The sequence below is a fragment of the Belliella marina genome, from assembly GCF_042682445.1.
Lineage (GTDB): Bacteria > Bacteroidota > Bacteroidia > Cytophagales > Cyclobacteriaceae > Belliella > Belliella marina.
In genome coordinates, this window is sequence record NZ_JBHUHR010000048.1 from 76,984 (window position 1) to 103,412 (window position 26,429).

The following is a 26,429-nucleotide window of genomic DNA, read 5'->3' on the forward strand; positions in this document are numbered from 1 at the left end:
ATTGGGTTCCTAGCCATCTTTTCCTTTATCCCGCTTTCTTCTTTACAGGTGTTCGAAATGATTCTATCACTTAACTTTGGTTTGGTATTTGGTTTTGTTTAAAAAAGCTATATTTGCCTTATGTTTAGAAAATTGCATAAAAACATATTGATCAAGTGGGTAAATTACCTGTTGATTATAAATTTTATCAATCTTACCGCCAATTTTTATTGCGGAACATATTCCAATTCGACAGACTCATATTACCTAGACCCGATTGACACATTGGCTGAGATCATTGTGGAGTTTATTTTTGAGATGGATGATGAGATCATACCGGATACTGAAGTACCCAATGAAAAAAGAAAAATAAAGGATATCAAATTAGCATACCCGGAAATTGAAACAAAGACCTGCATTCACGCTTCATTGGTAGCCAATGACTGGATAAACAGCCATGACTACTGTGTGATTGGCAGATCAAAGGAAGTCTGTTCCCCACCTCCTGAGGTTTAGGGGTATTTTTAAACTTACTATTCAGACTTACAAATGTGCAAAAACGATTGGCATTGCCATTCAATATGCAATTTTATTCAAACAATCCGATTAACAAATCACCTTATGAAAACTATTTTGAAAGGCATCATGCTGTGCATTTTGCTTTGCAATTCAATAAATACCTACTCACAAGTAACAGAACAAGACAGTGTCAAACAAGAACGGATTCAGCTTGACAGCATATTCTTGGCTGAGTTTGAAGAAACCAAACCAAGACAAAAGCCAAAAGTGCTCCATGCAGAACCTCTCTATATTGATTTGATTCGTGACTTAGGAGCCCGTAAAGGTGAAAAAGAATGGAATGTTGGGGCAGGGATGACCGACAAAAGAGGTTTCGACGAATATGAACTTTTGGTGGAATACGAATGGGCGCCGATAGACAGGCTTGGTTTCGAGATTGAAGTCCCTGTTACATTGTTTTCCTCAAGAGGTGATTTATCCCAAAATCTGGAAAAACCATCAAACCGAGTCGAATCCTTAAAACTAGCCACCCAATGGTCTTTTTTGGTTTCTGAAAAAGCAAAAACCTCATTGGCGGTAGGTTATATACATGAATTTGAGTTTGTAGATCTCAACAAACTTGGAAACGGGGAAATCTTCAATGGAAATATCTTCAACCCCTTTTTCATCGCAGCAAAAAGATGGGGGAGCAATTACCATACATTGATATATACGGGACCGAGGATTCTGAAGGAGTTCAACCACAAATCTGAATTTTCATACGAGATCCATTCCAATTTCCATTATATGATCCCTGGAACCAGGAATTTCATCGGATTGGAATTTAACAAAGAATTCCATAACAATGAGTTTATTGGTGTATTGAGACCGCAAATGAGGGTCGGGTTGGCAGAGAATCTTATGGTTGGTATCGTAACGGGGATACCGGTAAGTGGCAATGACAAGAGCATGAGTTCTTTTATCAGAATCATCTACGAACCTGGCTTCAAAACCTTCCACTGAGCAGTTTCTTGCTAAAAAAATCATAAAACTGATCAATACGCGCTGACAATACCTTAATAATTGATAAATTTTGAGCCTTCATTTATGATATTATCAGTTAAGCCGGAAAGATTTGATTGATTTTTTTTATATTCAAACAATCAAAAACAAACCTATGAACTTAATCGACCCAAAGAAGTCTTTAGAATCAAAAGAAGGCGTTGTAGAAATAAAAAATTACATCAATAAAATTAAGTTAATCAAGAATCTCTATACCAAGGGGAGCAATACAGCAGGTGAGATTTGCAATGAAGTAGGGATCAGCTTACCTACTGTAAATTCACTCCTGACTGACTTGATCAAGTCAGGAGAGATCGTGAAGGATGGAAGGGCCCAATCCCAAGGAGGAAGAAAACCAGATCTTTATAGACTAGCGGATGGATCCTTTTACATTTTATCTGTAGACATCAACAAGTTCAATACCACTGCTGCTATTTATGCCAGCAACAATGAAGCTGTCTCCGAAACCTATACTCTCAAGATCAAGCTCAACAATGAAAAAGAGACTTTTGACAAGATCAGTGATTTTTTGGAAGAAGTCATCAAAAGTTCCAATTATGAGAATGATAAGATCATAGCAGTTGGGATATCCATGCCAGGCATGATCGATTCTGTCAATGGAATCAACCACACCTATCTCAATTTTGACCAGCATGACCTGGTCTCCAAATTTGAACAAAGGCTGGCCAAGAAAGTATTTTTGGAAAATGACGCTAGAGCCATGACTTTGGCTGAATTCAAATTTGGGCATAATGAAGGATATAAGGATGTATTGGGCATTTTTATCGGATGGGGTATCGGTTTGGGGATCATGATTGATGGAAAAATCTATCAGGGAGCTTCTGGCTTTGCAGGTGAATTCAGCCACTCTCCCATCTTTGAATCTTCGGATGTCATCTGTTCTTGTGGAAAAAAGGGGTGCTTGGATTCCATTGCGTCAGGGACGGCAATTGTCAGAAAAGCGAAAGAAGCCCTTGTGACAGACATGGAGTCTATCATGGGAAGAATGGCCCGTGAAAAAGAAATCACCCCTGAACTGGTGGTAAATGCAGCACTTTCCGGAGACCAAAGAGCCATCACCATCCTGAGTCAGGCTGGACTTGACCTGGGAAGGGGGATCTCTATCCTTATCCAGTTGCTAAACCCGAAATTGATTATCTTAGGTGGGATTATCGCTGAGGCCAAACATTACCTCACTACGCCGATACATCAAGCTTTGAACATTTACAGTATGGCCAAATCCAGGGAAAACACCGAAATTGCCCTTTACAAATTAGGCAGGGAAGTAGGTCTGCTGGGTGGTGTTGCTGTAGTCAATGAAAAGATCTTTGAGGATATTATCCAATCCTAATTCATTGTTGTATGGATGTGATATTTTTCAATATGTATATCCGCTTTCTTACCAGTAGCCATTTGAAATAATGTATCCATATTGTTTCCAAAGCAAGTCAACTACGCCACGACACAAGTGTGAACCATCGACACTCATGCGCCGTGGTGTAGTTGACAATTATCCGTATGATCTTCATACACATAATTTAACTACTGCTGTCATTGCGGATAATCATATTTTTCAATTTTGGATTTATTGGAAAAACAGGTCGCTCCGCAGGAGCTTTATTACGCTATTTCATTATTTAATTGCTACAAACAGTAAGCTTCTACAGAGCTATTGTACCATCGGGACTAACCGTTTGTAGCAAAATAAAATGCAAGAAGCAATGAAGCTCCATAGGAGCGACCTGTAAAATTGTTGCAAAACATTAAAAATAGTCTACCTCTAATTTTCAGCAATCCTCAAACCTGAAAGGTCTCTTCAAACCCAATCAAACGAAACTTCCAATTTCGCTAATCCATGTGTTTTTTCAAGGTTGACTTTCTTTGTATCAATTGATTTGGCAATTCAACTCTGGTACTCTGATTGGGTATTTTTGAATTGAGCTGATTGAGTATCCCTTCCATCAAGGTCTCCGCTATCAATTCTATTGGCTGCGCGATGGCAGATATACTTGGCTGGTAAAGCCCAAAAAAGAAATGATCGTCAAATGACAAGACTTGCAAATCATCAGGAATCCTCTTGTCTAACTTTCTGAATGCATGCAACCCTTCAAAGGCCAGATAATTTGTCGCAAAAAACACAGCATCCACATCTTCATGGATTTTCAGGAAATCCATGATTTGATCACCCATAAATTCTTCAGAAGATGTATGAAAGGGCTCTTCAAACACCAAAGGATCCAAGCCAAAAGAACCCATAGCCCTCTGGTAACCTAGCAACCGATCTTTCATTTGGGTTTGGTCAGATTCCAAAGTTATAAAAGCTATTCTCTTACAGCCGTTATCTATCAAATGCTTGGTTCCTTCAAAGCAACTTTTTTCATTCTCCACTATCACATGGCTGCAATCCAATGAAGGAATCCATCTATCGAAAAGGATAACACCAAAATTTTCCGAAAGCAGATTTTTGATTTGGGATTCCAGGCCAAGTGTCGGTGTGATGATAAACCCATCAACATTTCTGCTTTTAAATGTTTCTATCAACTCTATCGCTTTTTTGGCTTCATTTTCTGTGCTGCAATAGATGATTTTGTAGCCATTATCAAAAGCTTTTTCTTCGATCAGCCTAGCAATGGTGGAGAAAAAGGAATTGGAAATATCCTCTACCATAAAGACAATCACCTTTGACTTTCCCGACCTCAGGCTTTGGGCCAAATGGTTTGGGCGGTATCCGATTTTTGCCACATAATCCTCGACCATTTTGATCATGGCATCACTGATCCTCTTCTCCTTGGCTTTACCATTGATGATAAATGACACCGTCGTTATAGAAACCCCCAACTCCTTGGCGATATCTTTAATGGAGATTTTCTTTTTTTTCATAATAACTTCAATAATCCCATAAAAAGAATGCAAATCTACCGCCAAAAAAAATATTTTAGCTAAAATTTTTAGCTAAATCCAATGGTACATTTCCAAAAAAAAAGGAAGGCCGAATATGTGGCCTTCCTATATATTAAAATAGTAGTAGTATTATTATTTGATAAATAACATTTCTCTATACTTCACCAATGGCCAAGATTCATCATCTACCAAAAGCTCCAATTTATCTACTGCATATCTGATCTTGTCAAAGAATGCCTCCTTGACATCAGTGCTGTAGCCTTTTGCTCTTTTGACGATATCATCCTCTTTATTGAGTTTTTTCCTTGCTTCGATCATTTGGTTTACATTTGATTTCAATGATTCCAAATGACGGCTAACATCCTTGATCGTCTCGATGGCTGCAGTATTATCCAAGCCAAGCCCCTGAAGTCCATTGGCATTCTCTATCAATTTATTTTGATAAAGGATTGCTGTTGGAATGATATGGTTCAAGGCAAGATCACCCATTACCCTAGACTCAATCTGTACTTTCTTGATATAATTTTCAAGCATGATCTCATGTCTTGCATGCAATTCTACGTTGGAAAGGACATTGTGCTTAGAGAATACATCGATAGATTTCTTATCCAAATAAGTATCCAACGCAAACGGAGTACTTTTCAAGTTGGAAAGACCACGTTTTGCAGCTTCTTTTTCCCACTCTTCTGAATATCCATCTCCTTCAAATCTCACTTTTTTGCTATCCTTGATGTATTTTCTCAACACATTCACAATAGCGATTTTCTTTTCTTTGCCGGAAGACATTTCTTTATCGATGTCTTTGGCAAGTTGCTTCAAAGTCTCTGCTACGATTACGTTCAAGACAGTCATTGGTCCAGCAGAATTCGCTTGGGAACCTACTGCCCTAAACTCAAATTTGTTACCTGTAAATGCAAATGGAGATGTCCTGTTTCTATCTGTATTGTCCAAGATGATCTCAGGAATTTTGGAAATTCCCAATTTCATATACATGTTATCTCCTTTTTCTATCTTGATGTTTCCGTTCTTCTCCAATTCATCAAGAACACCCGAAAGTGTAGAACCCAAGAATACAGAAATAATAGCTGGAGGAGCTTCGTTTGCACCCAATCTATAGTCATTTCCGGCAGAAGCAATACTCGCTCTCAACAAGTCTGCATAATCATATACCGCTTTCACTGTTGCTACCAAGAAAGTCAGGAACTGAAGGTTTTCCCTTGCAGAATTGCTTGGTTGGAAAAGGTTCACACCAGTGTCGGTGATCAATGACCAGTTGTTGTGCTTTCCTGAGCCATTCACACCAGCGAAAGGTTTTTCATGGAACAACACTTTCAGATCATGCTTTTCAGCGACTTTGTCCATCACATCCATCAACAATTGGTTGTGATCCACTGCTTTGTTGATTTCTTCAAAAAGTGGAGCCACTTCAAATTGCCCTGGAGCTACTTCATTGTGACGGGTAGAGACAGGTATACCCAATTTGAGGGCTTCTATCTCGAAATCCATCATATATTCCTTCACTCTGGTTGGAATTGTACCAAAATAATGGTCTTCCAATTGTTGGCCTCTTGCAGGATTGTGTCCAAATACCGATCTACCTGCCATTACCAAGTCAGGTCTTGTTGCAAACAATGCTTTGTCGATCACAAAGTACTCTTGCTCAACACCCAAAGAAGGGGTGATTTTTTTCACATTTCTGTCAAACAACTGACAGATAGCAACAGAAGCATCATTGATAGCCTCGATTGATTTCAAAAGAGGAGTTTTATAATCCAAAGCCTCACCAGTATACGCAACGAAAATCGTTGGAATACAAAGTGTGTTGCCAAATATAAAAATAGGGGAAGAAGGATCCCATGCAGTATAACCTCTTGCCTCAAAAGTAGAACGAATCCCTCCATTCGGGAAAGATGAAGCATCTGGCTCCTGCTGAACCAAAGCCGAACCCTTGAACTTTTCTATGCCCGCATGCGCATCAAAAAACGCATCATGCTTCTCTGCCGTAGAACCAGTCAATGGCTGAAACCAGTGCGTGTAATGCGTCACACCTTTTCCCAACGCCCAAGTTTTGATTGCAGATGATACCTCTTCTGCTGTGTTTGGGTCAATTTTAGAACCTTTTTCAATCGCTTCGACTACCTTCTTGTAAACTGAAGGCGCCAAAGATTCTTTCATTTGTTTCGTTCCAAAAACATTTACTCCATAGTAATCTGAAATCTTTAGCGAAGGTGGAGTTGCCGTTACGCTTGGTCTGTTTTGCGCAAGTAAAAGCGCTTTTTGTCTTAAAGTTGCCATTTCTACAATAAGTGGTTTGATTTTGTAGTCACAAAAATAGAAAATTATATGAATTTAAAAGCAATTAGCTGATTTTTACACCAATTTTTCGAAATAAATACAGTATTTTCAAAAAAAGAGGGTGGATTTTAAGAAACCAACCCAGTTTAAAGTGCTTTTGGGTTAAATTATTAGAAAATTGAAAAACCTGAGTTAAATAATTAACTTTGCACCCTTAATATACAAAGGAATCATCGTGAAAAAAGTAGCATTCTATACTTTAGGCTGTAAATTAAACTACTCTGAGACTTCTACTATCAGCAGGATGTTTGAGAACAAGGGTTATCAGAAAGTCGAATTTGAAGAAAATCCGGATATTTTCATCATCAACACCTGCTCTGTCACCGAGAATGCCGATAAGAAATGTAAAAAAATCGTCAAAGAGGCAAAAAAGATATCCCCAAACTCCTACGTAACGATCATAGGTTGCTATGCACAACTCAAGCCAACCGAAATCGCCGAAATAAAAGGCGTAGACGCTGTTTTGGGTGCTGCTGAAAAATTTAGACTCATAGAATTGCTCGATGGCTTTGCAAAAGCGCAAGAAACCAAAGTACTGGCTTCGGAAATCCAAGATGCTACTGTTTTCAACAATGCCTTCTCCATGCATGATAGGACAAGGACCTTCTTGAAAGTCCAAGATGGCTGCAATTATGGCTGTGCATTTTGCACCATTCCATTGGCAAGGGGCAAAAGCAGGAGCGACAGCACTGAAAACATCCTGAAGTCTGCAAGGGAAATAGCGTCAACAGACGTGAAGGAAGTCGTCCTCACAGGTGTCAATATCGGTGACTTTGGGATACAGGAAGGCAAAAGGGAAGAAAGATTCATAGATCTGGTAAAAGCCATAGACGAGGTTGAGGGGATAGAAAGGTTTAGAATCTCATCGATCGAACCTAACCTATTGACCAACGAAACAATTGAATTCGTTTCCACTTCCAAGAGGTTTGTTCCGCATTTCCATATCCCCCTACAATCCGGAAGCAACCAGATTTTGAGAAAAATGGGTAGGAGGTATTTGCGCGAATTGTATGAAGATAGGGTAAGCAAGATAAAACAACTCATGCCTCACTGCTGTATTGGGGTAGATGTCATTGTAGGCTTTCCGGGAGAAACGGATGAATTGTTCTTGGAAACATATAATTTTCTCAATGACCTGGATATTTCCTATCTCCATGTATTCACCTATTCGGAAAGAGCCAACACCCGCGCCACTGAAATGGATGGTGTAGTACCCATGAAAATCAGAAATGAAAGATCTAAGATGCTCAGGATTCTTTCCGAGAAAAAGCGAAGGAAGTTTTACGAAGAAAATCTGGGAAATACTTTTACAGTACTCTTCGAAGACGATGTGGAAGATGGGAAAATGCACGGATTTACAGAAAACTACATCCGGGTTTCAGCCAAATACGACCCTATCTTGATCAACGAACTGAAAACAGTCACTTTAAAAGAGATAAACGAAAAAGGGACAGTAGAAGTCTCAGAACCGGAATTGGTCTACGAAAAACACTAAAAAAAAGGGTTTCAGGTTCTGACATTCAGCCCGAATACCTTCCCGTCCTTTAGTACTATTTCTTTCTTGATGATTTTGGGGATTTCATGTTCGTAATGGCTTACAAAGACCATAGACAGCAATGGATGATTCCCTATATGGTTCAATGCGTCCCTAAACAATAACCCCTGATCTTCGTCCATTCCTTGTGTTGCCTCATCCAAAATCAATAGTGCCGGTGATTTGATCAATGCCCTTGCCAAGAGGCAAAACCGCTGCGTTTCCAAAGGGACTTGATGAAACAACAAACCTGATACCTGTGAAACCCTAAAAAGCCCAAGCCAATCCATACCCAGTTTCTCCTGTTCTTGGCTCACTTTTTTGAACAAACCCATGGTATCAAACAATCCTGACAGCACCACTTTGAGGCAGGTTTGGTTTCTGGGAAAGAATCTGGACAGCTCAGGAGAAACAAAACCAACCCGCTTTTTGATATCCCAAATCGTCTCCCCTGTCCCTCTTTTCCTGTCAAACAATATGATATCATTGGCATAAGCCTGTGGATTCTCACCGATCATCAGGCTGATCAAGGTTGATTTCCCAGCACCATTGTGCCCCTTGAGAGACCAGCACTCACCTTGTTTGATTTCCCAATCCACTCCCTCCAAAATCATCTTTTGACCATAAGCAACCGAGACTTGTTTCATAAGAACCAATTGATGATAACTTTGGATTGGGTTCATCTGAATCAAGGAATCCAATTTCTCCAGGTCAAAATGGTTGATATGCTTTTCGGGGTCTTCTTTCAGTTGCTCCTTGAATTGATGTTTCTCCATCCTCAGGAGTTTGCCATCCTGCAAAACACCAACATGGGTTACAACTTCAGGGATCTCTTCCGCTTTGGTTGCTATGATAAGCTGGGTTCCCGAGTCTACAATTTTTCTGAGAATAACATCAAAGAGCAATCTTGTTTCCCTATCCAGGCCTGTCATTGGCTCATCCATCAGAAACAACCTTGGATTCTTCAGCAAAGCTTCCGCAATGGCAAGCCTTCTCGTTTCTCCATTGGATAGTTTGAGAAGGGATTCGTTTTGTAACACTTCCAAATCCAATAAGTCCATAACCTTCTCCAAGTCCCAATATCCAGCTATTTTAGACTCAACATTACCAAGGTATTCTTTGACAGTATAAGTTGTGTCTGATTCCGTGGAATTGAAGCGCTGCTGGTAATAAAAGTTTTGGAGATTGTCCTTATTGGTGAAAGTGTATTTTTGGGACACAAAAGCTACCAAATCCCTATAGCTGTTGATTTGGCTTTTTTCGGTTTTTTCTTTTCTGTATAGTTCAGCAAAATCGAAGCTGATCTTGCCGGAAAAAACGACTGTCTTACCTAAAATTGTATCCAAAAAACCAGTTTTCTCAACACCTGAAGAACTGATGATCGCCCAATTCTCACCATTGCACATCAAAAAATCCAGGCCCTGAAACAAGACACTATCCAGACGCCTTACTCCAACTTGGCTCATTGATAAAAACACACCCTCTGCACCCTCAGCCATCCTATTCGTAACGCAATGATTCTATGGGATCCAATTTACTTGCCTTGAAAGCAGGGATATAACCGGAAGAAAGCCCTACAAATACACAGATCACAAATGAAACCATAATCCATAACCATGGTATCAAAAACCCTCCAGGACCAATGGCGTTGGCCACGACATTCCCAATACCAATACCCAAAAACACCCCAAAAACCCCTCCTATCAAACAGATGACGATGGCTTCGATCAAAAACTGTTGCCGAATCCTCAGTGGAGTTGCCCCAAGTGCTTTCCGGATCCCTATTTCCCTCGTTCTTTCTGTCACGGAAACCATCATGATATTCATCAGCCCAATAGATGCCCCAACCAAGGTGATAAAACCTATCGTAAATCCTCCAATCCTCAAGTATCCAGCTACCTCTTCCAAACTTTCACCGACAGTCTGGCTTTTGGTAATTTCAAAAGAATCATCCTCTCCGATACCGTCTTGCCTGATTTTACGCATGATCCCTGTAGCCTGTCCCATCTCGTATTGAAGGTTGACAGGATTGGAACCGCTTGCGGTGATGGTGTAGCGAAAAGTACCTCTTACATCCAGCCTACTCCCATTTTCGACAGGAATGAATACAGCCCTATCTGCACCAGAGCCACCTCCTATACTACCTTGTTTTTCCAATACCCCGATAATCGTGTACCTATTTCCAAAAAATGAAATTTGTTGGTTCATCGCATTTTCATCCTTTCCGAATAGCAAATCCACCATTTCTTTCCCAACTACACAGACATTTGTACCATATTCAACTTCTGTATTACTGAAATTCCTGCCCTTCTCTATCTTGATACCCTTGATCAAAAAATACAGATCATCTACTGCCGTAACCCTAACATTTGGATTTGTTTTTTTCGAACCTCTCTTCACTTCTACTGCTCCAGACAATGTAGAATATACGGTAGACAAACCTATGCCCGAAAATTCCTTTTTGAAGGCTTGTGCATCTCTGTACTTGACCAGTGGGTAAGACTTCTCAGTTTTGCCATCTTGGACTGCCCTACCTCCAGAAAATCCCCTAGACCTGATGTCAAAATTGTTTGCCCCCAAACCCGAAAAGCTATCTTCAATCTGTGCTTTTATGGCATCTATTGCTGTCAACATTCCCACCAAAGAAGTTATCCCGATGGCTATAATAGTACCAGTAAGTATTGTCCGAAGCAAATTTATCTTTACAGATCTCAGTGCTTCTTTTATGTTTTCGATCAGATTCATAAAATGTTCAAATTAGAACAGTATTCATTAAAATTTTACTTTTATCACGATTAATATGATGGAATTTATCCAAATGCCACAGAAATCATTCATTTTTTTTTTTTCGAAAACATCTCCAAACAACTCAATGCATGCGATCTGCTCTAATTTCGAGATTGCGGATTACCTCTGCCTCATACGCCAGCCATTCTTTCCATCTTTCGTTTACAAGCTCTTTGTTGTGGATTTCCCTGGCCAGCTCTATAAAGTTAACATAATGCCCTGCCTCAGAAACCATCAATTCATAATAAAACCGTTTCAGCTCTTCATCCTTGATTTGGTTCGAAAGTAGTTTGAATCGCTCACAACTTCTTGCCTCTATCAATGCATTCATCAGCAAGAGCTCTGACAATTGCTGTGGCCTACTCCCGCCCTTTTTCACAAATTCGCTGAGCTTGATTACATATTCGTCTTTCCTGGGCTTGGACAGCTTATACCCTCTTTTTTCCATATGCTCCAAGACCCTTTCAAAATGCCCCCACTCCTCTGCCACTACAGGTGTCAGCACTTCCGTCACTTCTTTAAAATCGTAAAAGTTAACAATCAATGATATACACGAAGAGGCTGCTTTTTGCTCACAATAAGCATGGTCAACCAGTATTTCCCCTATATTCATTTCAGCAATATTCACCCACCTCGGATCGGTAGGCAGCTGCAGATGAAGCATCTTTTGTTTTGTACTTTCCTCCCAATTCATAATCAATCAAATAACGGCCAAGAAATCCCAATATCCAAAATCCCTTTCAATCCTGTAAAATCCGGTGTCACAAAATAACCAGGCTCTGAGAGCAAATTGCTATTGACATGGTTGTACCTCACCAATATCCTCGTCCTATTGATCCGTGCGTTCAGAAAAAAATCAATTACCGGATATGCGGCAATGTTAAACCTGTTTTGGAGATGGAACTGTTGCATTGCAGGATTGTAAGCTTCTGCATAAAAATCACTTCTATATCTTCCTTCCAAGCCAATCTGGATGAATAAATTCTCATCAAACATTGGACTGTCATAATAGATTCTGCTGTTGGCAAAAATCTCAGGAATCCTAAAATTGTCCGCTCCCGCACCTGTAATCAAAGTATAATAAGCCTCTGTCTCCCAAAACAATTTACCGGCAACATTGAAACTCGTCTTGATCCCCGGAATCAGCATAAAGGCTTCTCCCGAAGATTGGGTAGCCTGTTGATCTTCGTTGAAAAACACATAATTATTCACCCTGTTGATGGTCAGATTCGGCCGGATGCTCCATCTTTTGAAATCTGCCTTGATCACACCCTGAATCTGGTCAAGCCCGATGTTCGAGAAGCGGTTGCTCCATCTGTGGTGGTTTCCCCTAAAAACCTCTTGCATGGAAGTTGGCTTGTAGAGGGCCTTTGTATAGGAAGCCTCCAAAAACGGGGAAACAAACAAACCATGGAGTCTAAAAGCCCCCGGAATCAAATACTCTCCTTCTGCCTCAAAGCTCCATTTTTCATTCAAATCACCCCTCAATGCCCCTCCGATCGAAAGTTCATCAAAACCGTTGGGATTGACCATGTAATTGCTCTGCATCCTTCCGGTTCGGAACTTTACGAAAGCATTGTAATAAAGTAACCCCAAATCACCTTTAAACCCAGCTTCATTTCTCCATTCCGAGAAATTATTGAAATTGATTGTACTATCAAGTCTGTTGAATCTTTCTGGATTGTAAAGATCGAAAAAATCCCCATCAGTGGATCCAAGTGCCGATTTGAAAGTCACCTCTTGTTTCTTTTTATCAAACACATGGTATACCTGCCAACCTTTCAGCAGCTCATATTCATGATAAAGGTGGTAATCCTGTCTCAAATCGACCGCTTGGGAATTTCTGAGCCATACCTTTGCATCTTTATAGGTATAATAAAGTGAGGTACTATCTATTTCCGGGGGGATAATACCACCCTGTTCTGCTACTTGGTGTCTATTTCTGGAAAAATTTGCAAGCAAAAAGTATTTCTCATTATCTGATTTATAACTGGTTTGGAAGGAGTAGGAATTCCCAACAGTTCCATGGTCATCCCTTCTTGAGGGGTTGAGTGCTTTGGTAGCTCTGATCGTATGGATATTGAATCCCACGTTCCAATTAGGAGTCACATTCCTTGCAAATTCAAGATCCATCATGTTCCTGTTTCCTCCGCCAAAGAACAGGGCCATTTTGGTGTAGGGGGACTTGGTATCATAATACTTCATGCTATCAGGCGAATGATAATATAGGTCATAAGCCGAAAATCCGGAAGTGGTTCCAATTATTTGCGGAGCTTGATAAAATATAGGTTTGGATGCAGTTCCAATATTTCCCAAATCCTGGTACTTCCATCCAGACTTGGCTACAGGCTCATAATAATGAAACCCATTCAACAAAGTATCCAACTCCTGCTTCTTTAGCCTATTCCTTTTGACATCTTTTTCAAAAAAATAGAGCGTCGTCTTAGGTCCAAAGACCATTTTAGTAGAATCATCTATCAATTTTTTTCTACCGGTCGATCCTTCCCCTTCCTCTTCTTCACCGTTTCCTGTTTGCTCTGTATTCTGCCTTTGACTTCCCGGAGGAGGGACTCTGGTAGGAATCTGGGAAAATGCCTCCTCTGCCAGCAACATGCATGCGAAAAAAATAAATAAACTATATAATTTAATTTTCACGGATATATCCTTTTTCCTTTACGACCTCTGAAATCTTATCATTTATCCATTGGGAATCACCTTTGTCCAGACTGATTTCAATTGGAAGGGCAAAAATCGCAATTTCTGCCAAATATTCACGAAATATAGGAGCTTTAAGTTTGACTGCATCTTTTTCGGTCGTTAAAATTGCTGAATTCGGATTTTGCCGGACACTCCTTACAATGTTTTTGACATCATTGACCTTGTAGTGATGGTGGTCAGAAAAAGTAAATACTTCTTTTACTTCAAAATTCCCTTTGACCTCCATTCGAAACAATTCATCATTTGCTATCCCAGACACCAATACGACCTCTTTTATTTTTTTGTTTGATGCATTAACGACCGGAACTGGTTCTCCATATTTCAATCCTGCAAAAATAATTTTCGCTTGTTTGTTAAAAATTCTGATTCTCCCAGAATAATGGTCCCTCCTGGGTTCATCAAGACTACTTGGACATTTCGTTACGACAATTAGGTCTGCCCTACCAGCACCTTTTTTTGCTTCTCTCAAAGTCCCCAAAGGCACGACCTGATCATCAAAGAAAGGTTTTTGAAAAGTAGTCAGCATAATATTCAAATCACCTTTTACGTACCTGTGTTGAAACGCATCATCCAACAATAGCATGTCTGTGTCAGGTTTCAAACTCAGGATTTGGGGAATCGCCAAAACCCTGTCTTCACCGACAGCTACACCTACAGACTCTTTAAATTTGGAATAGATCTGAAATGGTTCATCCCCTATTTGTGATGCATCTGAACTTCCGTCTGCCAAAATAAACCCGGTAGTCTTTCTTCCATAACCCCTGCTGAGGGTACATATCGAATGGTCTTTGGACAAAAGCCTAACCAAAAATTCCACAAATGGCGTTTTGCCAGTCCCTCCCATACTCAAATTCCCAACTATTATCGTGGGGATTGAAAACGATACACTTTTTTTCTGACCTGAATCAAAAAGTCTATTTCTCAGCCTGGTGACGCCATCATAAAGCAAAGAAAATGGATAAAGCACAGGATCAAACCAACGCATTTGCAATTTTTAGTTAATTTTGATTGACAAATTAAATTAAAATATATGGTTTATACGATCAAAGAAGTAGTTTCTTATCTCGAAAAGCTTGCTCCTCCATCCTTTCAGGAATCTTATGACAACGCCCAGTTGATCACCGGCACCCCTATGGACAAGGTAAAGGGCATTCTTTGCACCCTTGATGCAACAGAAGAAGTGATCCAAGAAGCCATAGAACTTGGTTGCAATTTGGTCGTGGCGCACCATCCCATTGTCTTCAAAGGACTGAAAAGTCTGACAGGAAAAAACTATGTCGAAAGAACCATCATCAAAGCCATCAAAAACGACATCGCTATTTATGCCATCCATACCAATTTGGATCATGTGGCAAATGGAGTAAATAAACGCATCAGTGATAAAATTGGCTTGAACAACACCAAGATTCTTTCCCCAAAAAAGAACCTTCTGAGTAAATTGACGACATTTGTACCCCACGAGCTTGCACCACAGGTAGCCAGTGCCTTGTTCAATGCAGGTGCCGGGAATATTGGTGAATACAGCGACTGTAGTTTTACTGTGGAAGGAAAAGGAACATACACCCCTTCCGTTAATGCCAATCCAAACATTGGGGAAAAAGGTATAGCCCATACCGAACCCGAAACGAGGATAGAAGTCATCATTCCGAATCATTTGGAAAGAAAAATTTTGGCAGCTTTGCACCAAGCCCACCCATACGAAGAAGTAGCGTATTATTTACAAAAACTGGAAAACGAACACCAGGAAGTAGGTGCCGGTATGGTGGGTAATTTACCGAACCCTATGGAAGAAAAGGATTTTTTGACCTACCTAAAGACAAAAATGAACCTACAGGTCATCAAGCATACAACACTCCAAAACCGACAGATCCAAAAAGTAGCCGTGTGTGGTGGTGCAGGCATTTTTCTTTTGCAGGATGCCATAAGATCAGGAGCGGAAATCTTTATCACTTCGGACGTAAAATATCACGAATTCTTTGATGCTGAAAATCAAATAGTTATTTGTGACATTGGACATTATGAAAGTGAAATCTATACAAAAGAGTTATTATTAGAGCTATTGTCACAAAAATTTAGTAATATTGCACTCTATTTGACAAAAGTAGTTACGAATCCCATAACTTACCTATAGTACATGGAAAGTACCGTTGCACAGAGACTTGAAGCATTACATAATCTTCAAAAGATAGATTCCCGCTTAGATTCCATCATAAAAGTAAGAGGAGCCCTCCCAGAGGAAGTCCAAGACCTTGAAGATGAGATCGCAGGCTATGAAACTAGAGTAGAAAAATTCAATACAGACATCCTTAGCCTCGAAGATGAAATCAAGAAGCACAAGGAAAACATCAAAGAGTCTGAAAAGCTGATCAAAAAATACCAAGAGCAGCAGATGAACGTCAGAAACAACAGAGAATATGACGCCATCACCAAAGAACTTGAGCTTCAAGACTTGGAAATCCAGGTTTCCAAAAAGAAAATTGGGGAAGCAGAGATTAGAATCGAAACCAAAAACAGGGATTTAGATGAGCTCAAGGATGTTGTAAAAGACAGAAAAAAAGATCTTGACAACAAGCAAGCTGAACTACAAAATATCGTAGCTGAAAGTGAAGCTGAAGAAGCAAAACTGAATAATGATAGAGAGAAGGCTTTGAAAAAAATCGAAGACCGTCTTGCTAAATCATACTCTAAAATCAGGGTGAATGCCAAAAATGGTTTGGCTGTAGTTTTGGTAAAAAGAGGAGCATGTGGTGGTTGTTTCAATGTGGTTCCTCCACAGAGACAGGCTGACATCAGAGAGAAGAAAAAACTAATCGTCTGCGAACATTGCGGAAGGATCTTAGCCGGTGTAGAAGATGAAATCGAGGAGGAAGTAGCACCAAAGAAAAAAAGAAGTACTAAAGCTTCATAAAAATACAGACCTGAAGAAATTCAGGTCTTTTTTTTGCATAATATTTTTTCACAACATCTACCAAACAAAACATTGACAAATCAGTTTAATTTTTATACATTACGGTTATGAAAAATTTGCTTTTAACGACAATACTATTCTCCCTATTTAGTTTGGGTTTTGCCAAAAATCCGAATGAAAAAACTTTTTTGATAATTTTTGACAAAGCAGAATTGAAAAACATGAAAACCAGTCCAGAGTATATTGAACTGAGCTTGATGAATTTGTTCGAGACAAAATCTTTCTCTGGGAATTCGGATGCTGCGATCTTGGTCAAAACATCGCATGAATCTATAGACACATGCCTTTTGGGGGATTTTATCATTAGACTCAACCAAACAACAATCACCAGCCTTGACGAAGTGGCCTTCCAAATTGTCGATCTTGACAAATCAAAAGGTGTCTACCAAATAATGCTTTCAAATTTTGAAGAAAAAACCGAAAAAAATAACAAAAAATCGAACAAATTTTTCAAACCAACTGCAGTCCTTTAAGGTGTTCTCCGGAATTAAATTTCAGAATCCGAAAAACCCCTGAATCATCCAAGTTCAATTCATACAAACCTAGGTTTTGGTGTTTGAATTCATCCATATGGCGCAAGTCATAATTCATCAAAACACTCAACAAGACCCTCATCGCCCTGCCATGCATGCAGATCAAGATTAATTTTTCAGGCTGAGCCAATATATGGTCTATCCCCTTTTTCAACCTCTTCGCCACCACATTTGGGCTTTCTCCACCTTCGATGGCGTAATCCAATTCTCCTGCCGCCCAATGATCCAACATATGTTGGTAATATTGGTTTTCTTCGGGAGTCATCGGCACACCTTCATACTTTCCCCAGCTGATTTCATTGAGTTCAGGCACACTTTCATGGGGAATGCCCAAATCAAGGAAACTTTGCACAGATTGTCGGGTCCGCTGCAATCCGGTATAAAAAACTTTCTCGAAAGGGATTTCTTTGAAGGCTTCAAAAAAAGCCTCTGCCTGCCTGTAGCCATTGGAATTAAGAGGTGCATCTATCCCACTCCCCTGCACTACCCCTTTCAAATTGTAATCAGTCTGCCCGTGTCTAACGAGGTAAATTTTTTTACTTAACAAGATTCTCTATTTTTGTTTCAAAGAACAAAGAAAAAACTTTTATTCCATTATCCATGATATTTCCTGCAAACCTTACTGTGGACATTCTCAATAATTGGGGAAAGAACACCATGACTGATTTTTTGGACATCAAATTCACCAACATCGGAGCTGATTTTCTGGAAGCCACCATGCCCGTTGATTCCAGAACCAAACAACCCTTGGGCCTGTTACATGGTGGTGCAAATGTAGTGCTTGCCGAGACCATGGGAAGTGTGGCTGCCACACTGACTGTCGATCAGGAAAAACAATACTGTGTAGGCTTGGAGATCAATGCCAACCATCTGAAATCAGTCAAGGAAGGATTTGTCAAAGGCATCACAAAACCAATCCATTTGGGCAAAAAAACCCAAGTCTGGGAAATCAAAATCTACACTGAAAATGGGGATCTGAGCTGTATCAGCAGAATTACCATGGCAGTTATTGACAAAAAGTAGTATGTACAGCTTGGCAATTGCAAATCCTATAGAGCAAATAAACCTCTTGGGAAAATGATATTGGTTGATATTGGTTATTTGTTGATATTGCCTATTATCAAAAAAAACATGAATTTGAAGCCTCTTGGCATAATTTGGGATATTGAAAGAACAAAATGCAGACTGCAGTAGATATACAATTCGATAATTTGGAACATTACTTGAAAAATCTCCTTTCACTTAATCTGGAGAAAGGAAATCAAGTAGCAATTTGGAGAAAACCAAAATCACAATTTCTCCAGGTATTGATAGACAGCTCGGGTAAGACCAAGAAAGTATCACCCCAACTAGAAGAATTGCCTTCAGGGTTTGTTGTCCATCCATTCGAAGACCAAGTAGACAAAAAAGCCTATTACTTAGAGGCAAGCACCTATTTCAAAATTGACCTCCAAATCCCTATAGATGAACAAATGGGGAATCTGGAAAGGGTTAAATCCTTAAGATCTCCAAAGGAAAGTACCATATTGATCAACAAATCGCTTTTCGCATCCGGGGAAAATGGATTGCGGGAATCGTACTTTGAGTGTAGCAAGCAAGATTTTGTTGATTTGGTGGAAAAGGGAATCCATGCAATCCGCAAGGGAGAACTGAACAAAATAGTACCTGCAAAACTTAAAAAGATAGAGTTGAACGAAGGATTTGACCTTGTCAATTCAATCAAAAGTCTCATTCAAGCTTATCCAAATGCATTTATCAATTTTTTCCATATTCCTGAGGTTGGCTCTTGGCTTGGCGCTTCTCCAGAAGTATTGATCCAGACGAAAGGGGAACATTTTTCCACTATGTCATTGGCTGGAACACAGAAAGCCGTTGGTGACAATCCTTTGAAAAATACAGCTTGGACACAGAAGGAAATCGAGGAACAGGCTCTTGTCAGCAGGTATATTGTAGATTGCTTCAAAAAAATCAGGCTGAGGGAATATGATGAAGTTGGTCCAAAGACAGTATTGGCAGGAAACCTGCTCCATCTTAGATCGGATTTCAAAGTCAATATGCAAGCAACCAATTTTCCCCAACTTGGCTCTGTCATGTTGGAACTGCTGCATCCTACCTCTGCGGTCTGTGGCATGCCGAGAAAAGAAGCTTTTGATTTCCTGAGGACACATGAGAAATTTGACAGATCTTTGTTTGCAGGATTTATAGGCCCGGTAAATATTGAGGAAGAAACTTCCATCTATGTAAATCTCAGAACAGCCAGGCTAATGGATGGTTTTGCGATACTCTACGCAGGTGCTGGAGTAACAGAAGACTCCGATCCCGAAAAAGAATGGGAAGAAACGGAAATGAAATGTGATATCATCGGACAACACTTAAACCTTCAAAATCAGCTTTGATCTTACAACCAATCCTCAATCTTGTCTCCATCTGCAGCCAAAAGGGTGTAAACAACGCGGTTTTATCACCAGGCTCAAGGTGTGCCCCCATTACGCTGGCTTTTGTCAGGCATCCAAAAATCCATTCCAGGACTATTTCAGACGAAAGGTCAGCCGCATTCATTGCATTGGGCATGGCACAGCAGTTGGAAAAACCGGTTGTATTGGTCTGCACTTCAGGATCAGCGGCGTATAACTATGCCCCAGCCATCGCTGAAGCATTCTTCCAGCAGATCCCCTTAATCGTCATAACAGCCGACAGACCACCCGAATGGATTGATCAGTGGGATGGACAGACGATTCGACAGGAAGGGATTTATGGACAGCATGTCAAAGGGTCTTTTACTTTTCCGGATGATTACAATCACGATGACAAGGTGTGGCATGCAAACAGAATCGCAAATGAGGCCATCAATTTGGCACAGCAGTTTCCGGCCGGCCCTGTGCATATCAATATCCCTTTGAGAGAGCCATTCTATCCAGAAGATGGAGAAGTGTTCAGCTTTGACACCAAAGTCAAGCAGATCGAAGCGATCTTCTCAGAATCTATGATCTCCAGTGAGGTCAAAGAAAAACTGAAATCAAAACTTTCCGGGTTCAACAAAATCCTCATTGTGCCAGGTCAGCAAAGACCCAATGAAAAAATCCAAAAAACCCTAGACCGAATAGCTTCTCTGGACAAAGCAGTAGTAGTGACCGACACCATTTCCAACCTGCAATCAGAAGAATCTGTCAATTTCCACGACCACTTTGTCGGGAACAAGCTATTCCAAGAAGACCTAAAACCGGACTTGATCATCTCATTTGGGAAATCAATCATCTCAAAAAGCCTTAAATTATTCCTAAGGAATTCCGATGCAGAACATTGGCATATACAGCATGGAGGATACACGCCTGACACCTACCAAAGCCTGACAAACACGATCAGCTGCCAAGCCCTCTCTTTTCTCAATTTTCTGGATGAGAATATCACAGCAAATCAATTTTATTCGGCATTATGGAAACAGCTTGACCAAAAAGTCAAAAACAGTCTTCCCGCGCTACTCTCCGATGCAGAGTTTGGGGAATATAAAGCCATAGCAACATGCCTGAAGGTGATCCCAGACCACTCAAAACTCCATCTCGCCAACAGCATGGCTATCAGATACGTGAATCTTTTGGGAATCAGAAAACAAGAGCTAATCTGCAACAGGGGTACAAGCGGAATAGATGGAAGCAATAGCACCGCAGTAGGCTGTACTTTTACGACCAAAGACCCTGTCACGCTGATTACTGGAGATCTGGCTTTCTTCTATGACCGAAATGCATTTTGGCACAACTACACCATGCCAAATCTAAGAATTATTTTGCTCAACAACCATGCGGGTGGGATTTTCAGATTGATCGACGGCCCTGCCAAGCAACCGGAACTGGAGGAGTTTTTTGAAACCAAACAAAATCTTACTGCACTAAATCTCTGCAAAGATTTTGGGTTTGAATATCATTCAGTATCAGGAGAAAGTGATTTGGCGAGTGTATTGGAAAAGTTCTACCACAAATCTCTAACCCCAAAAGTCATAGAAATCAAAACCGAAAGCATCCGAAATGCTGATATTCTCAAGCAAATAAAGCAAAAAATCAATGAAAGAATAGACTGAGTTTTACTAGCTCTGGACTCGAAAACAATCAGTAAAAAGTGAATTTCAAACACCCCTTTCAAAACCTTATCTGTGTTTTGGAAGGGGTGTTTATTTTTATACCTATGATAGGATCAAATTCGAATTGTCAAACTTGGTTTTGTACAAAAAAAACCTTTGGCTGTAAACTGAAAACAAAAGATAGATAGCCAAAACATCAAAAACAGTCAACACGATCAATGCAAACATTGAAAGTATAAATGTGCTGAACAGGATTGCCGCCAACATCCCCAAGCCACCTGCTGCTAGAAACACAGTGCCCAGTTTATTGTGGATTAAAATCAAACCGATGGAAAAAGGCATCATCAATAAACCAAAGCTGACAACTTTTGCAATTCCATATAATTTATAATCTGTGGCAAACATATCAAGAAACATAATATCCATGAAAATATAAACAATATTCGCCAGCATTAGCAATACTGCACTTACTTGCAGTATTCTGGAGTCTGTTTGTCTTCCAAGCTCAAAAAAACCAAAAATGTAAGCTGTATATGTAAAAAGGACAATTAACTTAACAGGGAAATAGAACGCAGGCAAATCCAGATTTGAGCTCAGATAAAGTGTACCATCCCAATAGAATTCAAAAATGGACACAAAAAAATAGATAATCCCGGCAATAGCTCCGCCCAGAAATATTTTTTTGGACAAAGGGGAAAACTGAACCTCGTCAAGTTTAGATTCAGGAAACCCTTCCAATTCCTGTTTAACTTCCAAGACCTCCATGATCGCCTTGATGGTAAACGACCTTGGAGTCACTTCCCCAGCTTCAATCCGCTGGATGGTGCGTACGTTGATATTACATTTTTCTACAAGTTCCTCTTGTGTCAATCCTTTGGCCTTCCTCCACTCTTGGATTTTCTGACCGAGTTCTGGTTGTTTCATTGTGATGATCGTTTGTTTAACCATGGCAATTTGGATTGTTTTCTACAAATATAACCTGAAAACAGGGTGGATTTTACCCGACATTCGCCCGACATTGGGATATAGAAGGCAATATACAAAATTATTGAAGTAGCATTTGAGGTTTCAACCTGTTGGAAGAAGCAATCATACTACCCTTCAAACACTGTAAAGATTCAAGGTTTGCTTGGTAGGCATTACATCTCCCGTACCTAGGGTACTTTGGTATCTGCTATTACCCTCCTACCGATGGAATAAATCCCACAGCATGTTTAGAATCTACTCCAACTGGGCTTAGCTTAGGCAAATCACCCCTCCTAGTTGATATTGATACCTATGATCAAACCTAGCCATGGCTTTCTTTGATACACCCATAAGTTGGAGTTCTGGTCAAGGAGTCTATCCCAACCCAAAGCAATCCCCAAATTCAAATAATCAATCCCAATGCTGACAGCTATCCCATTTGACCAAACCAACCCATCATACTCTTCAGTGATTTGATCATTGGTAAACCATGGTGTGATTGGGGAAGAACCAAATCCAGAAAATGCACCAAATGACAGGCCATAATGCTTCGTCCCCCTTTCCAGCTGCCCAAATTTATTTCTCCTATACTTTAAGCTATAGTAATCTGTCCTGTATCCTGCATAAACAGATGCATTCAGATTTGTACTCAACTGTTGCGGTTGATTACCTACCGGAAACCTGTACTTGAAAGGTATGGTAATAACATCAACATCAAATCCCCGCGCAGTAAAATGACTATCCGGATATTTCTTGTCGGATAGTTTTTGGGGATAAATCAACGCTTTATTCTCAAGCGTGTCCATTTCAAAAAAAACTCCCTTCCTGACAATTGGAAAGATATAAATCGAATCAACTTCATTGTCCAAATAGACCTTTTCTTTTTGACCAAATACCCTGGAATTATAGAAGCCATCTTCTATTTCAAACTTAACAGTTTCCTTGGAAGCTATACATGAATTAAGAAATACACTCAACAAAATAAGGGTATGAATTCTAGACATGATGGTTATTTTTAGCCTAAGATAAAAAAAACCATCCGTTTTTGGACATTCTTTGCCTGATTTGACAAATGACATTGACCAAAGCCTTGATTATATCTATATTCAGGCTAGTTAACAAATTATCTAGATGAAGAGATCATATTTAACACTGTCAATGGCTTTGTTTTTGTCATCGACAGCATTGTTCGCCCAAAGCGACAAAACAGCCATAGAATCGAATTTCAACGAAAGAGAGTCCATTTCCCATTTCAGGTATTTGGCTTCTGATGAACTGATGGGAAGAGACCCCATTCGTCCGGAAATAGACGCAGCTGCACGCTATATCGCTGAGCAATTTTGGAAATATGGCGCCAATGAAATCGATGGTGCCAATGGCTATTACCAACATATCCCATTTAGGCTTTCCAGCCCTCCTACCAAAGGAGAGGTTGTTTTGGGCAAAAGCACTTTTACCCAGGGAGACAACCTCCTCGTCTTGGACGGCCCATCAGTTGGCGGAGATTATGAACTGGTAGTTGTCGGCTATGGTCTCGAACCTGACTATGAAGGAAAGGATGTAAAAGGTAAAATCGTGGTCACCAATGTAGGAGCGCCAGACAGATTGACACCGAGCGACCTTTTTGCAGCAGGCAGGGAGAAGCTTTTGCTGGCCCAATCAAAAGGTGCCGTCGCTGTCTTGGAAATGTACAACATCCCATCACCATGGAATTTTGCCGCTAGAACCCTCAACCGTACCCAACTCACAATAGACAATACAGGTGGAAAGGCAAGTATTCCATATATCTGGATAAACGACCCAAAAAATGAAACCATCAATGCTATTGGGAATGGAGCCGTCAAATCGGCAAAGGTGGAGGTTGCAGGGAAAATCAATAAAGAAATCATCGGCAAAAATGTCATTGCAATAATTGAGGGCACAGACCCTGTCTTGAAAGATGAATACGTGATGCTCTCTGCCCACTATGATCATATCGGGGTGGGAAGACCTGATGCGAATGGAGATTCTATCTACAATGGCGCCAGAGACAATGCGGTAGGGACGGTAGCTGTCATCAATGCTGCGAGGTATTTTGCAGAAAACCCTCCCAAAAGATCAATCCTTCTTTGCGCATGGACAGCTGAAGAAAAAGGACTTTTGGGAAGCAGATACTTTGCCGACAATCCACTGATTCCATTAAACAAGATTATCTACAATTTCAACATTGACAATGGAGGTTATAATGACACTTCCATCATCACAGTGATAGGACTTGGAAGGACTTCAGCCGATCCTTTGATCACAAAAGCGGTAAGTGAATTTGGATTGGAAGCCATACCCGACCCTGCTCCAGAACAGGGTTTGTATGACAGATCAGACAATGTGAATTTTGCAAGAAAGGGCATCCCATCACCTACTTTCAGTTTGGGATTCACTGCATTCGATGAAGAAATCGGCAAATACTACCATCAACCGGGTGATCATGTAGATAATTTCGATTTGGATTATGCCGTAAAATATTGGAAATCCTACATCCTATCAGCACTCTATATTGCAAACACGACAGAGAAACCTATTTGGACTTCTGGTGACAAATATGAGGAAGTGGGTAAGGAACTTTATGGGAATTAGGAAGTAATCAAAATGTTGGAAGGTTTTAAAGTTCTAAAGTTGGCTAACGCACGAAAGACTAAGCTGAATTTTATTCAAGGGATGTACGGTTGAGGAGATTTTAAATTTGAAATCGGTGGGGGTAATATTCCTGTCGATTTCATTTTAAAATTAGCAATCAATCTGACGATAGCAGCAGTACCAAACAACTAAAGGCAATAAATGGCTATCGGGATGGTCATTACTGAATTTTCCATTACAAAACCAAGTATTCTAAAAATGAGTAAAGAAGGGTTTGACCAGAGAGTGATTGATTTCAAAAATCAGATCTGCCAAAAATCTGCCAGGTACCATAAAAGGCAAATTCAGCAATATGAAATTGAGCTATTGAAAAGGCTTCCCGAAAAGATCGGAAAAGCCATTCCTGAATCAAAAGGGGAATATTGGATGAATCGATTTGAAAATATTGCCAAAAGACTTCCTGACCTTGGTGAAAACGGCACTCCTTATATCAAAGCCAAAAACAATCTTCTTAGAGAATTGAACAAAAAACATAGGCTTCAAAGAAAAGGTCAGTGGTTAGGTACCATGATGCCTTTGTTCATGATTACTATTGGGGTAGCAATAGGGGTAAGTACAGGAAACCTTGCATTATGGCTACCTCTTGGAATGGTACTTGGGGCAGTTATTGGGATTATTAAAGATAAAAGCGCTGAAAAAAAGGGGCTTGTACTGTAGTTAATAGTTATTGAGTTATCAGTTAGTAGCAACCTCAAACACATAAGTATATAATTAGACTGAAATGAGTAAAAGAAATTTGTGTATCGGTAATATTGAATAAAGTTTCATTCAAATAAATTTCACTTATTATAAAATCTATTCTCACAACACCTAAAAAATATTACCTGATTCCCTGATCGGGATATTTCCCTGTCACTGTCCTTCCAAATGCTTTCAACTCCTCGATTTGTTCATCCATATTTCCATTAGGATATATAATAGTGCCTATACCAGCCTCTTTCTTCTTATAATCTAAATATCCCGTCACCACCGGCACTTCTGCACCCAGTGCAATTTGGTAAAAACCAGATTTCCATCTAGGGGCATAGCTTCTCGTCCCCTCTGGGGTAACCATGATGACCAGCTCTTCTTCATTCTTCAACATATTGATCATGGTCTCAGTATATGTCTGTTTTCTCCCCCCAGGAATTCGCTTTCGGTCAATCGCAATACCGCCAAGCGCTTTGATAAACCAACCCAATGGCCCAACCATCACTTCTTTTTTGATGGTAAATCTAACTGGTACATCCATTAAGTAGAATGCAGCCCTTGCGTACAGCAGATCCCAATTGCTCGTATGCGGGATTGCAATCAACACTGCTTTTTTCAAATCCTTTGGCCATACAGAAACAAATTTCCACCCAGTTATCCAAAAAACAATTTTTGATAAAAACTTCATCATTC

The 26,429-nt window shown here is 40.1% G+C and carries 23 protein-coding genes; 12 read left to right on the forward strand and 11 right to left on the reverse strand.

Annotation, left to right across the window (positions count from 1 at the left end; all coding sequences use genetic code 11):
• Window positions 1-120: 120 nt before the first annotated feature.
• The 3 genes from ACFSKL_RS21555 to ACFSKL_RS21565 all read left to right on the forward strand — a co-directional run bounded on the left by ACFSKL_RS21555 (window position 121) and on the right by ACFSKL_RS21565 (window position 2,890).
• The gene (locus ACFSKL_RS21555) at window positions 121-495 is read left to right on the forward strand and encodes a hypothetical protein (protein WP_376889242.1); all 375 of its coding nucleotides are present in this window, start codon (window positions 121-123) and stop codon (window positions 493-495) included.
• 105 nt (window positions 496-600) lie between these two features.
• Window positions 601-1,500, forward strand: coding sequence for an HAEPLYID family protein (locus ACFSKL_RS21560; protein ID WP_376889244.1), 900 nt, complete (start codon window positions 601-603; stop codon window positions 1,498-1,500).
• A gap of 154 nt (window positions 1,501-1,654) precedes the next feature.
• A complete protein-coding gene (locus ACFSKL_RS21565; protein ID WP_376889246.1) occupies window positions 1,655-2,890 on the forward strand; it encodes an ROK family protein in 1,236 nt (411 codons plus the stop codon).
• A gap of 497 nt (window positions 2,891-3,387) precedes the next feature.
• Here the strand turns inward: ACFSKL_RS21565 and ACFSKL_RS21570 are convergent, their stop codons facing one another.
• The gene (locus ACFSKL_RS21570) at window positions 3,388-4,464 is read right to left on the reverse strand and encodes a LacI family DNA-binding transcriptional regulator (protein WP_376889247.1); all 1,077 of its coding nucleotides are present in this window, start codon (window positions 4,462-4,464) and stop codon (window positions 3,388-3,390) included.
• A gap of 108 nt (window positions 4,465-4,572) precedes the next feature.
• Complete coding sequence (locus ACFSKL_RS21575; RefSeq protein WP_376889249.1) at window positions 4,573-6,735, reverse strand: glutamine synthetase III family protein; 2,163 nt, start codon at window positions 6,733-6,735, stop codon at window positions 4,573-4,575.
• 235 nt (window positions 6,736-6,970) lie between these two features.
• Between ACFSKL_RS21575 and mtaB the strand changes: the two genes are divergently transcribed.
• A complete protein-coding gene (mtaB, locus tag ACFSKL_RS21580) occupies window positions 6,971-8,290 on the forward strand; it encodes a tRNA (N(6)-L-threonylcarbamoyladenosine(37)-C(2))-methylthiotransferase MtaB (protein WP_376889251.1) in 1,320 nt (439 codons plus the stop codon).
• Between the two features lie 11 nt (window positions 8,291-8,301).
• On the opposite strand, the gene ACFSKL_RS21585 is transcribed toward mtaB, so the two are convergent.
• From ACFSKL_RS21585 to lpxK, 5 genes are all read right to left on the reverse strand, one after another.
• On the reverse strand, window positions 8,302-9,828 hold the full coding sequence (locus ACFSKL_RS21585) for an ATP-binding cassette domain-containing protein (RefSeq protein ID WP_376889252.1): 1,527 nt from the start codon (window positions 9,826-9,828) through the stop codon (window positions 8,302-8,304).
• Window position 9,829: 1 nt separating this feature from the next.
• On the reverse strand, window positions 9,830-11,074 hold the full coding sequence (locus ACFSKL_RS21590) for an ABC transporter permease (RefSeq protein WP_376889254.1): 1,245 nt from the start codon (window positions 11,072-11,074) through the stop codon (window positions 9,830-9,832).
• A gap of 124 nt (window positions 11,075-11,198) precedes the next feature.
• Window positions 11,199-11,810, reverse strand: a complete 612-nt coding sequence (locus ACFSKL_RS21595; RefSeq protein WP_376889255.1) for a MiaE family protein — start codon at window positions 11,808-11,810, stop codon at window positions 11,199-11,201.
• 2 nt (window positions 11,811-11,812) lie between these two features.
• Window positions 11,813-13,729, reverse strand: coding sequence for a putative porin (locus tag ACFSKL_RS21600; protein WP_376889396.1), 1,917 nt, complete (start codon window positions 13,727-13,729; stop codon window positions 11,813-11,815).
• Between the two features lie 31 nt (window positions 13,730-13,760).
• Window positions 13,761-14,819: a tetraacyldisaccharide 4'-kinase gene (gene lpxK / locus ACFSKL_RS21605; protein WP_376889257.1), complete on the reverse strand. Its 1,059-nt coding sequence runs from the start codon at window positions 14,817-14,819 to the stop codon at window positions 13,761-13,763.
• Window positions 14,820-14,864: 45 nt separating this feature from the next.
• On the opposite strand from lpxK, the gene ACFSKL_RS21610 reads away from it, so the two are divergent.
• The 3 genes from ACFSKL_RS21610 to ACFSKL_RS21620 all read left to right on the forward strand — a co-directional run bounded on the left by ACFSKL_RS21610 (window position 14,865) and on the right by ACFSKL_RS21620 (window position 17,275).
• Entirely contained in the window at window positions 14,865-15,965 is a 1,101-nt protein-coding gene (locus ACFSKL_RS21610; RefSeq protein WP_376889259.1) for a Nif3-like dinuclear metal center hexameric protein, read from the forward strand.
• 3 nt (window positions 15,966-15,968) lie between these two features.
• Window positions 15,969-16,742, forward strand: a complete 774-nt coding sequence (locus ACFSKL_RS21615) for a zinc ribbon domain-containing protein (RefSeq protein WP_376889260.1) — start codon at window positions 15,969-15,971, stop codon at window positions 16,740-16,742.
• 107 nt (window positions 16,743-16,849) lie between these two features.
• Complete coding sequence (locus ACFSKL_RS21620; RefSeq protein ID WP_376889262.1) at window positions 16,850-17,275, forward strand: hypothetical protein; 426 nt, start codon at window positions 16,850-16,852, stop codon at window positions 17,273-17,275.
• Here ACFSKL_RS21620 and ACFSKL_RS21625 read toward each other — a convergent pair.
• Window positions 17,253-17,882, reverse strand: coding sequence for a histidine phosphatase family protein (locus tag ACFSKL_RS21625; protein WP_376889263.1), 630 nt, complete (start codon window positions 17,880-17,882; stop codon window positions 17,253-17,255). The two genes, ACFSKL_RS21620 and ACFSKL_RS21625, sit on opposite strands and share 23 nt — an antisense overlap.
• Before the next feature lie 53 nt (window positions 17,883-17,935).
• Between ACFSKL_RS21625 and ACFSKL_RS21630 the strand changes: the two genes are divergently transcribed.
• From ACFSKL_RS21630 to menD, 3 genes are all read left to right on the forward strand, one after another.
• The gene (locus tag ACFSKL_RS21630) at window positions 17,936-18,358 is read left to right on the forward strand and encodes a hotdog fold thioesterase (protein WP_376889265.1); all 423 of its coding nucleotides are present in this window, start codon (window positions 17,936-17,938) and stop codon (window positions 18,356-18,358) included.
• Window positions 18,359-18,513: 155 nt separating this feature from the next.
• The gene (locus ACFSKL_RS21635) at window positions 18,514-19,731 is read left to right on the forward strand and encodes a chorismate-binding protein (RefSeq protein ID WP_376889267.1); all 1,218 of its coding nucleotides are present in this window, start codon (window positions 18,514-18,516) and stop codon (window positions 19,729-19,731) included.
• On the forward strand, window positions 19,728-21,407 hold the full coding sequence (gene menD, locus ACFSKL_RS21640) for a 2-succinyl-5-enolpyruvyl-6-hydroxy-3-cyclohexene-1-carboxylic-acid synthase (protein WP_376889269.1): 1,680 nt from the start codon (window positions 19,728-19,730) through the stop codon (window positions 21,405-21,407). Before ACFSKL_RS21635 ends, menD begins: the two co-directional genes overlap by 4 nt.
• Window positions 21,408-21,509: 102 nt before the next feature.
• Here the strand turns inward: menD and ACFSKL_RS21645 are convergent, their stop codons facing one another.
• The gene (locus ACFSKL_RS21645) at window positions 21,510-22,331 is read right to left on the reverse strand and encodes a helix-turn-helix domain-containing protein (protein WP_376889271.1); all 822 of its coding nucleotides are present in this window, start codon (window positions 22,329-22,331) and stop codon (window positions 21,510-21,512) included.
• Between the two features lie 335 nt (window positions 22,332-22,666).
• On the reverse strand, window positions 22,667-23,377 hold the full coding sequence (locus ACFSKL_RS21650) for a hypothetical protein (RefSeq protein ID WP_376889273.1): 711 nt from the start codon (window positions 23,375-23,377) through the stop codon (window positions 22,667-22,669).
• A gap of 127 nt (window positions 23,378-23,504) precedes the next feature.
• On the opposite strand from ACFSKL_RS21650, the gene ACFSKL_RS21655 reads away from it, so the two are divergent.
• Together ACFSKL_RS21655 and ACFSKL_RS21660 are read left to right on the forward strand one after the other, a co-directional pair.
• A complete protein-coding gene (locus ACFSKL_RS21655; RefSeq protein WP_376889275.1) occupies window positions 23,505-24,986 on the forward strand; it encodes a M28 family peptidase in 1,482 nt (493 codons plus the stop codon).
• Window positions 24,987-25,244: 258 nt separating this feature from the next.
• The gene (locus ACFSKL_RS21660; protein ID WP_376889279.1) at window positions 25,245-25,703 is read left to right on the forward strand and encodes a hypothetical protein; all 459 of its coding nucleotides are present in this window, start codon (window positions 25,245-25,247) and stop codon (window positions 25,701-25,703) included.
• 163 nt (window positions 25,704-25,866) lie between these two features.
• Here the strand turns inward: ACFSKL_RS21660 and ACFSKL_RS21665 are convergent, their stop codons facing one another.
• A complete protein-coding gene (locus ACFSKL_RS21665) occupies window positions 25,867-26,427 on the reverse strand; it encodes a 1-acyl-sn-glycerol-3-phosphate acyltransferase (protein WP_376889281.1) in 561 nt (186 codons plus the stop codon).
• Between the last annotated feature and the right edge of the window lie 2 nt (window positions 26,428-26,429).

Bases quoted from the DNA above. Each gene is read 5' to 3' on its own strand.
- ACFSKL_RS21555 (WP_376889242.1), top strand. From the start codon at position 121: ATGTTTAGAAAATTGCATAAAAACATATTGATCAAGTGGGTAAATTAC.
- ACFSKL_RS21560 (WP_376889244.1), top strand. From the start codon at position 601: ATGAAAACTATTTTGAAAGGCATCATGCTGTGCATTTTGCTTTGCAAT.
- ACFSKL_RS21565 (WP_376889246.1), top strand. From the start codon at position 1,655: ATGAACTTAATCGACCCAAAGAAGTCTTTAGAATCAAAAGAAGGCGTT.
- ACFSKL_RS21575 (WP_376889249.1), bottom strand. From the start codon at position 6,735: ATGGCAACTTTAAGACAAAAAGCGCTTTTACTTGCGCAAAACAGACCA.
- ACFSKL_RS21585 (WP_376889252.1), bottom strand. From the start codon at position 9,828: ATGGCTGAGGGTGCAGAGGGTGTGTTTTTATCAATGAGCCAAGTTGGA.
- ACFSKL_RS21590 (WP_376889254.1), bottom strand. From the start codon at position 11,074: ATGAATCTGATCGAAAACATAAAAGAAGCACTGAGATCTGTAAAGATA.
- ACFSKL_RS21595 (WP_376889255.1), bottom strand. From the start codon at position 11,810: ATGAATTGGGAGGAAAGTACAAAACAAAAGATGCTTCATCTGCAGCTG.
- ACFSKL_RS21600 (WP_376889396.1), bottom strand. From the start codon at position 13,729: ATGTTGCTGGCAGAGGAGGCATTTTCCCAGATTCCTACCAGAGTCCCT.
- lpxK (WP_376889257.1), bottom strand. From the start codon at position 14,819: ATGCGTTGGTTTGATCCTGTGCTTTATCCATTTTCTTTGCTTTATGAT.
- ACFSKL_RS21610 (WP_376889259.1), top strand. From the start codon at position 14,865: ATGGTTTATACGATCAAAGAAGTAGTTTCTTATCTCGAAAAGCTTGCT.
- ACFSKL_RS21615 (WP_376889260.1), top strand. From the start codon at position 15,969: ATGGAAAGTACCGTTGCACAGAGACTTGAAGCATTACATAATCTTCAA.
- ACFSKL_RS21620 (WP_376889262.1), top strand. From the start codon at position 16,850: ATGAAAAATTTGCTTTTAACGACAATACTATTCTCCCTATTTAGTTTG.
- ACFSKL_RS21630 (WP_376889265.1), top strand. From the start codon at position 17,936: ATGATATTTCCTGCAAACCTTACTGTGGACATTCTCAATAATTGGGGA.
- ACFSKL_RS21635 (WP_376889267.1), top strand. From the start codon at position 18,514: ATGCAGACTGCAGTAGATATACAATTCGATAATTTGGAACATTACTTG.
- ACFSKL_RS21645 (WP_376889271.1), bottom strand. From the start codon at position 22,331: ATGAAACAACCAGAACTCGGTCAGAAAATCCAAGAGTGGAGGAAGGCC.
- ACFSKL_RS21650 (WP_376889273.1), bottom strand. From the start codon at position 23,377: ATGTCTAGAATTCATACCCTTATTTTGTTGAGTGTATTTCTTAATTCA.
- ACFSKL_RS21655 (WP_376889275.1), top strand. From the start codon at position 23,505: ATGAAGAGATCATATTTAACACTGTCAATGGCTTTGTTTTTGTCATCG.
- ACFSKL_RS21660 (WP_376889279.1), top strand. From the start codon at position 25,245: ATGAGTAAAGAAGGGTTTGACCAGAGAGTGATTGATTTCAAAAATCAG.
- ACFSKL_RS21665 (WP_376889281.1), bottom strand. From the start codon at position 26,427: ATGATGAAGTTTTTATCAAAAATTGTTTTTTGGATAACTGGGTGGAAA.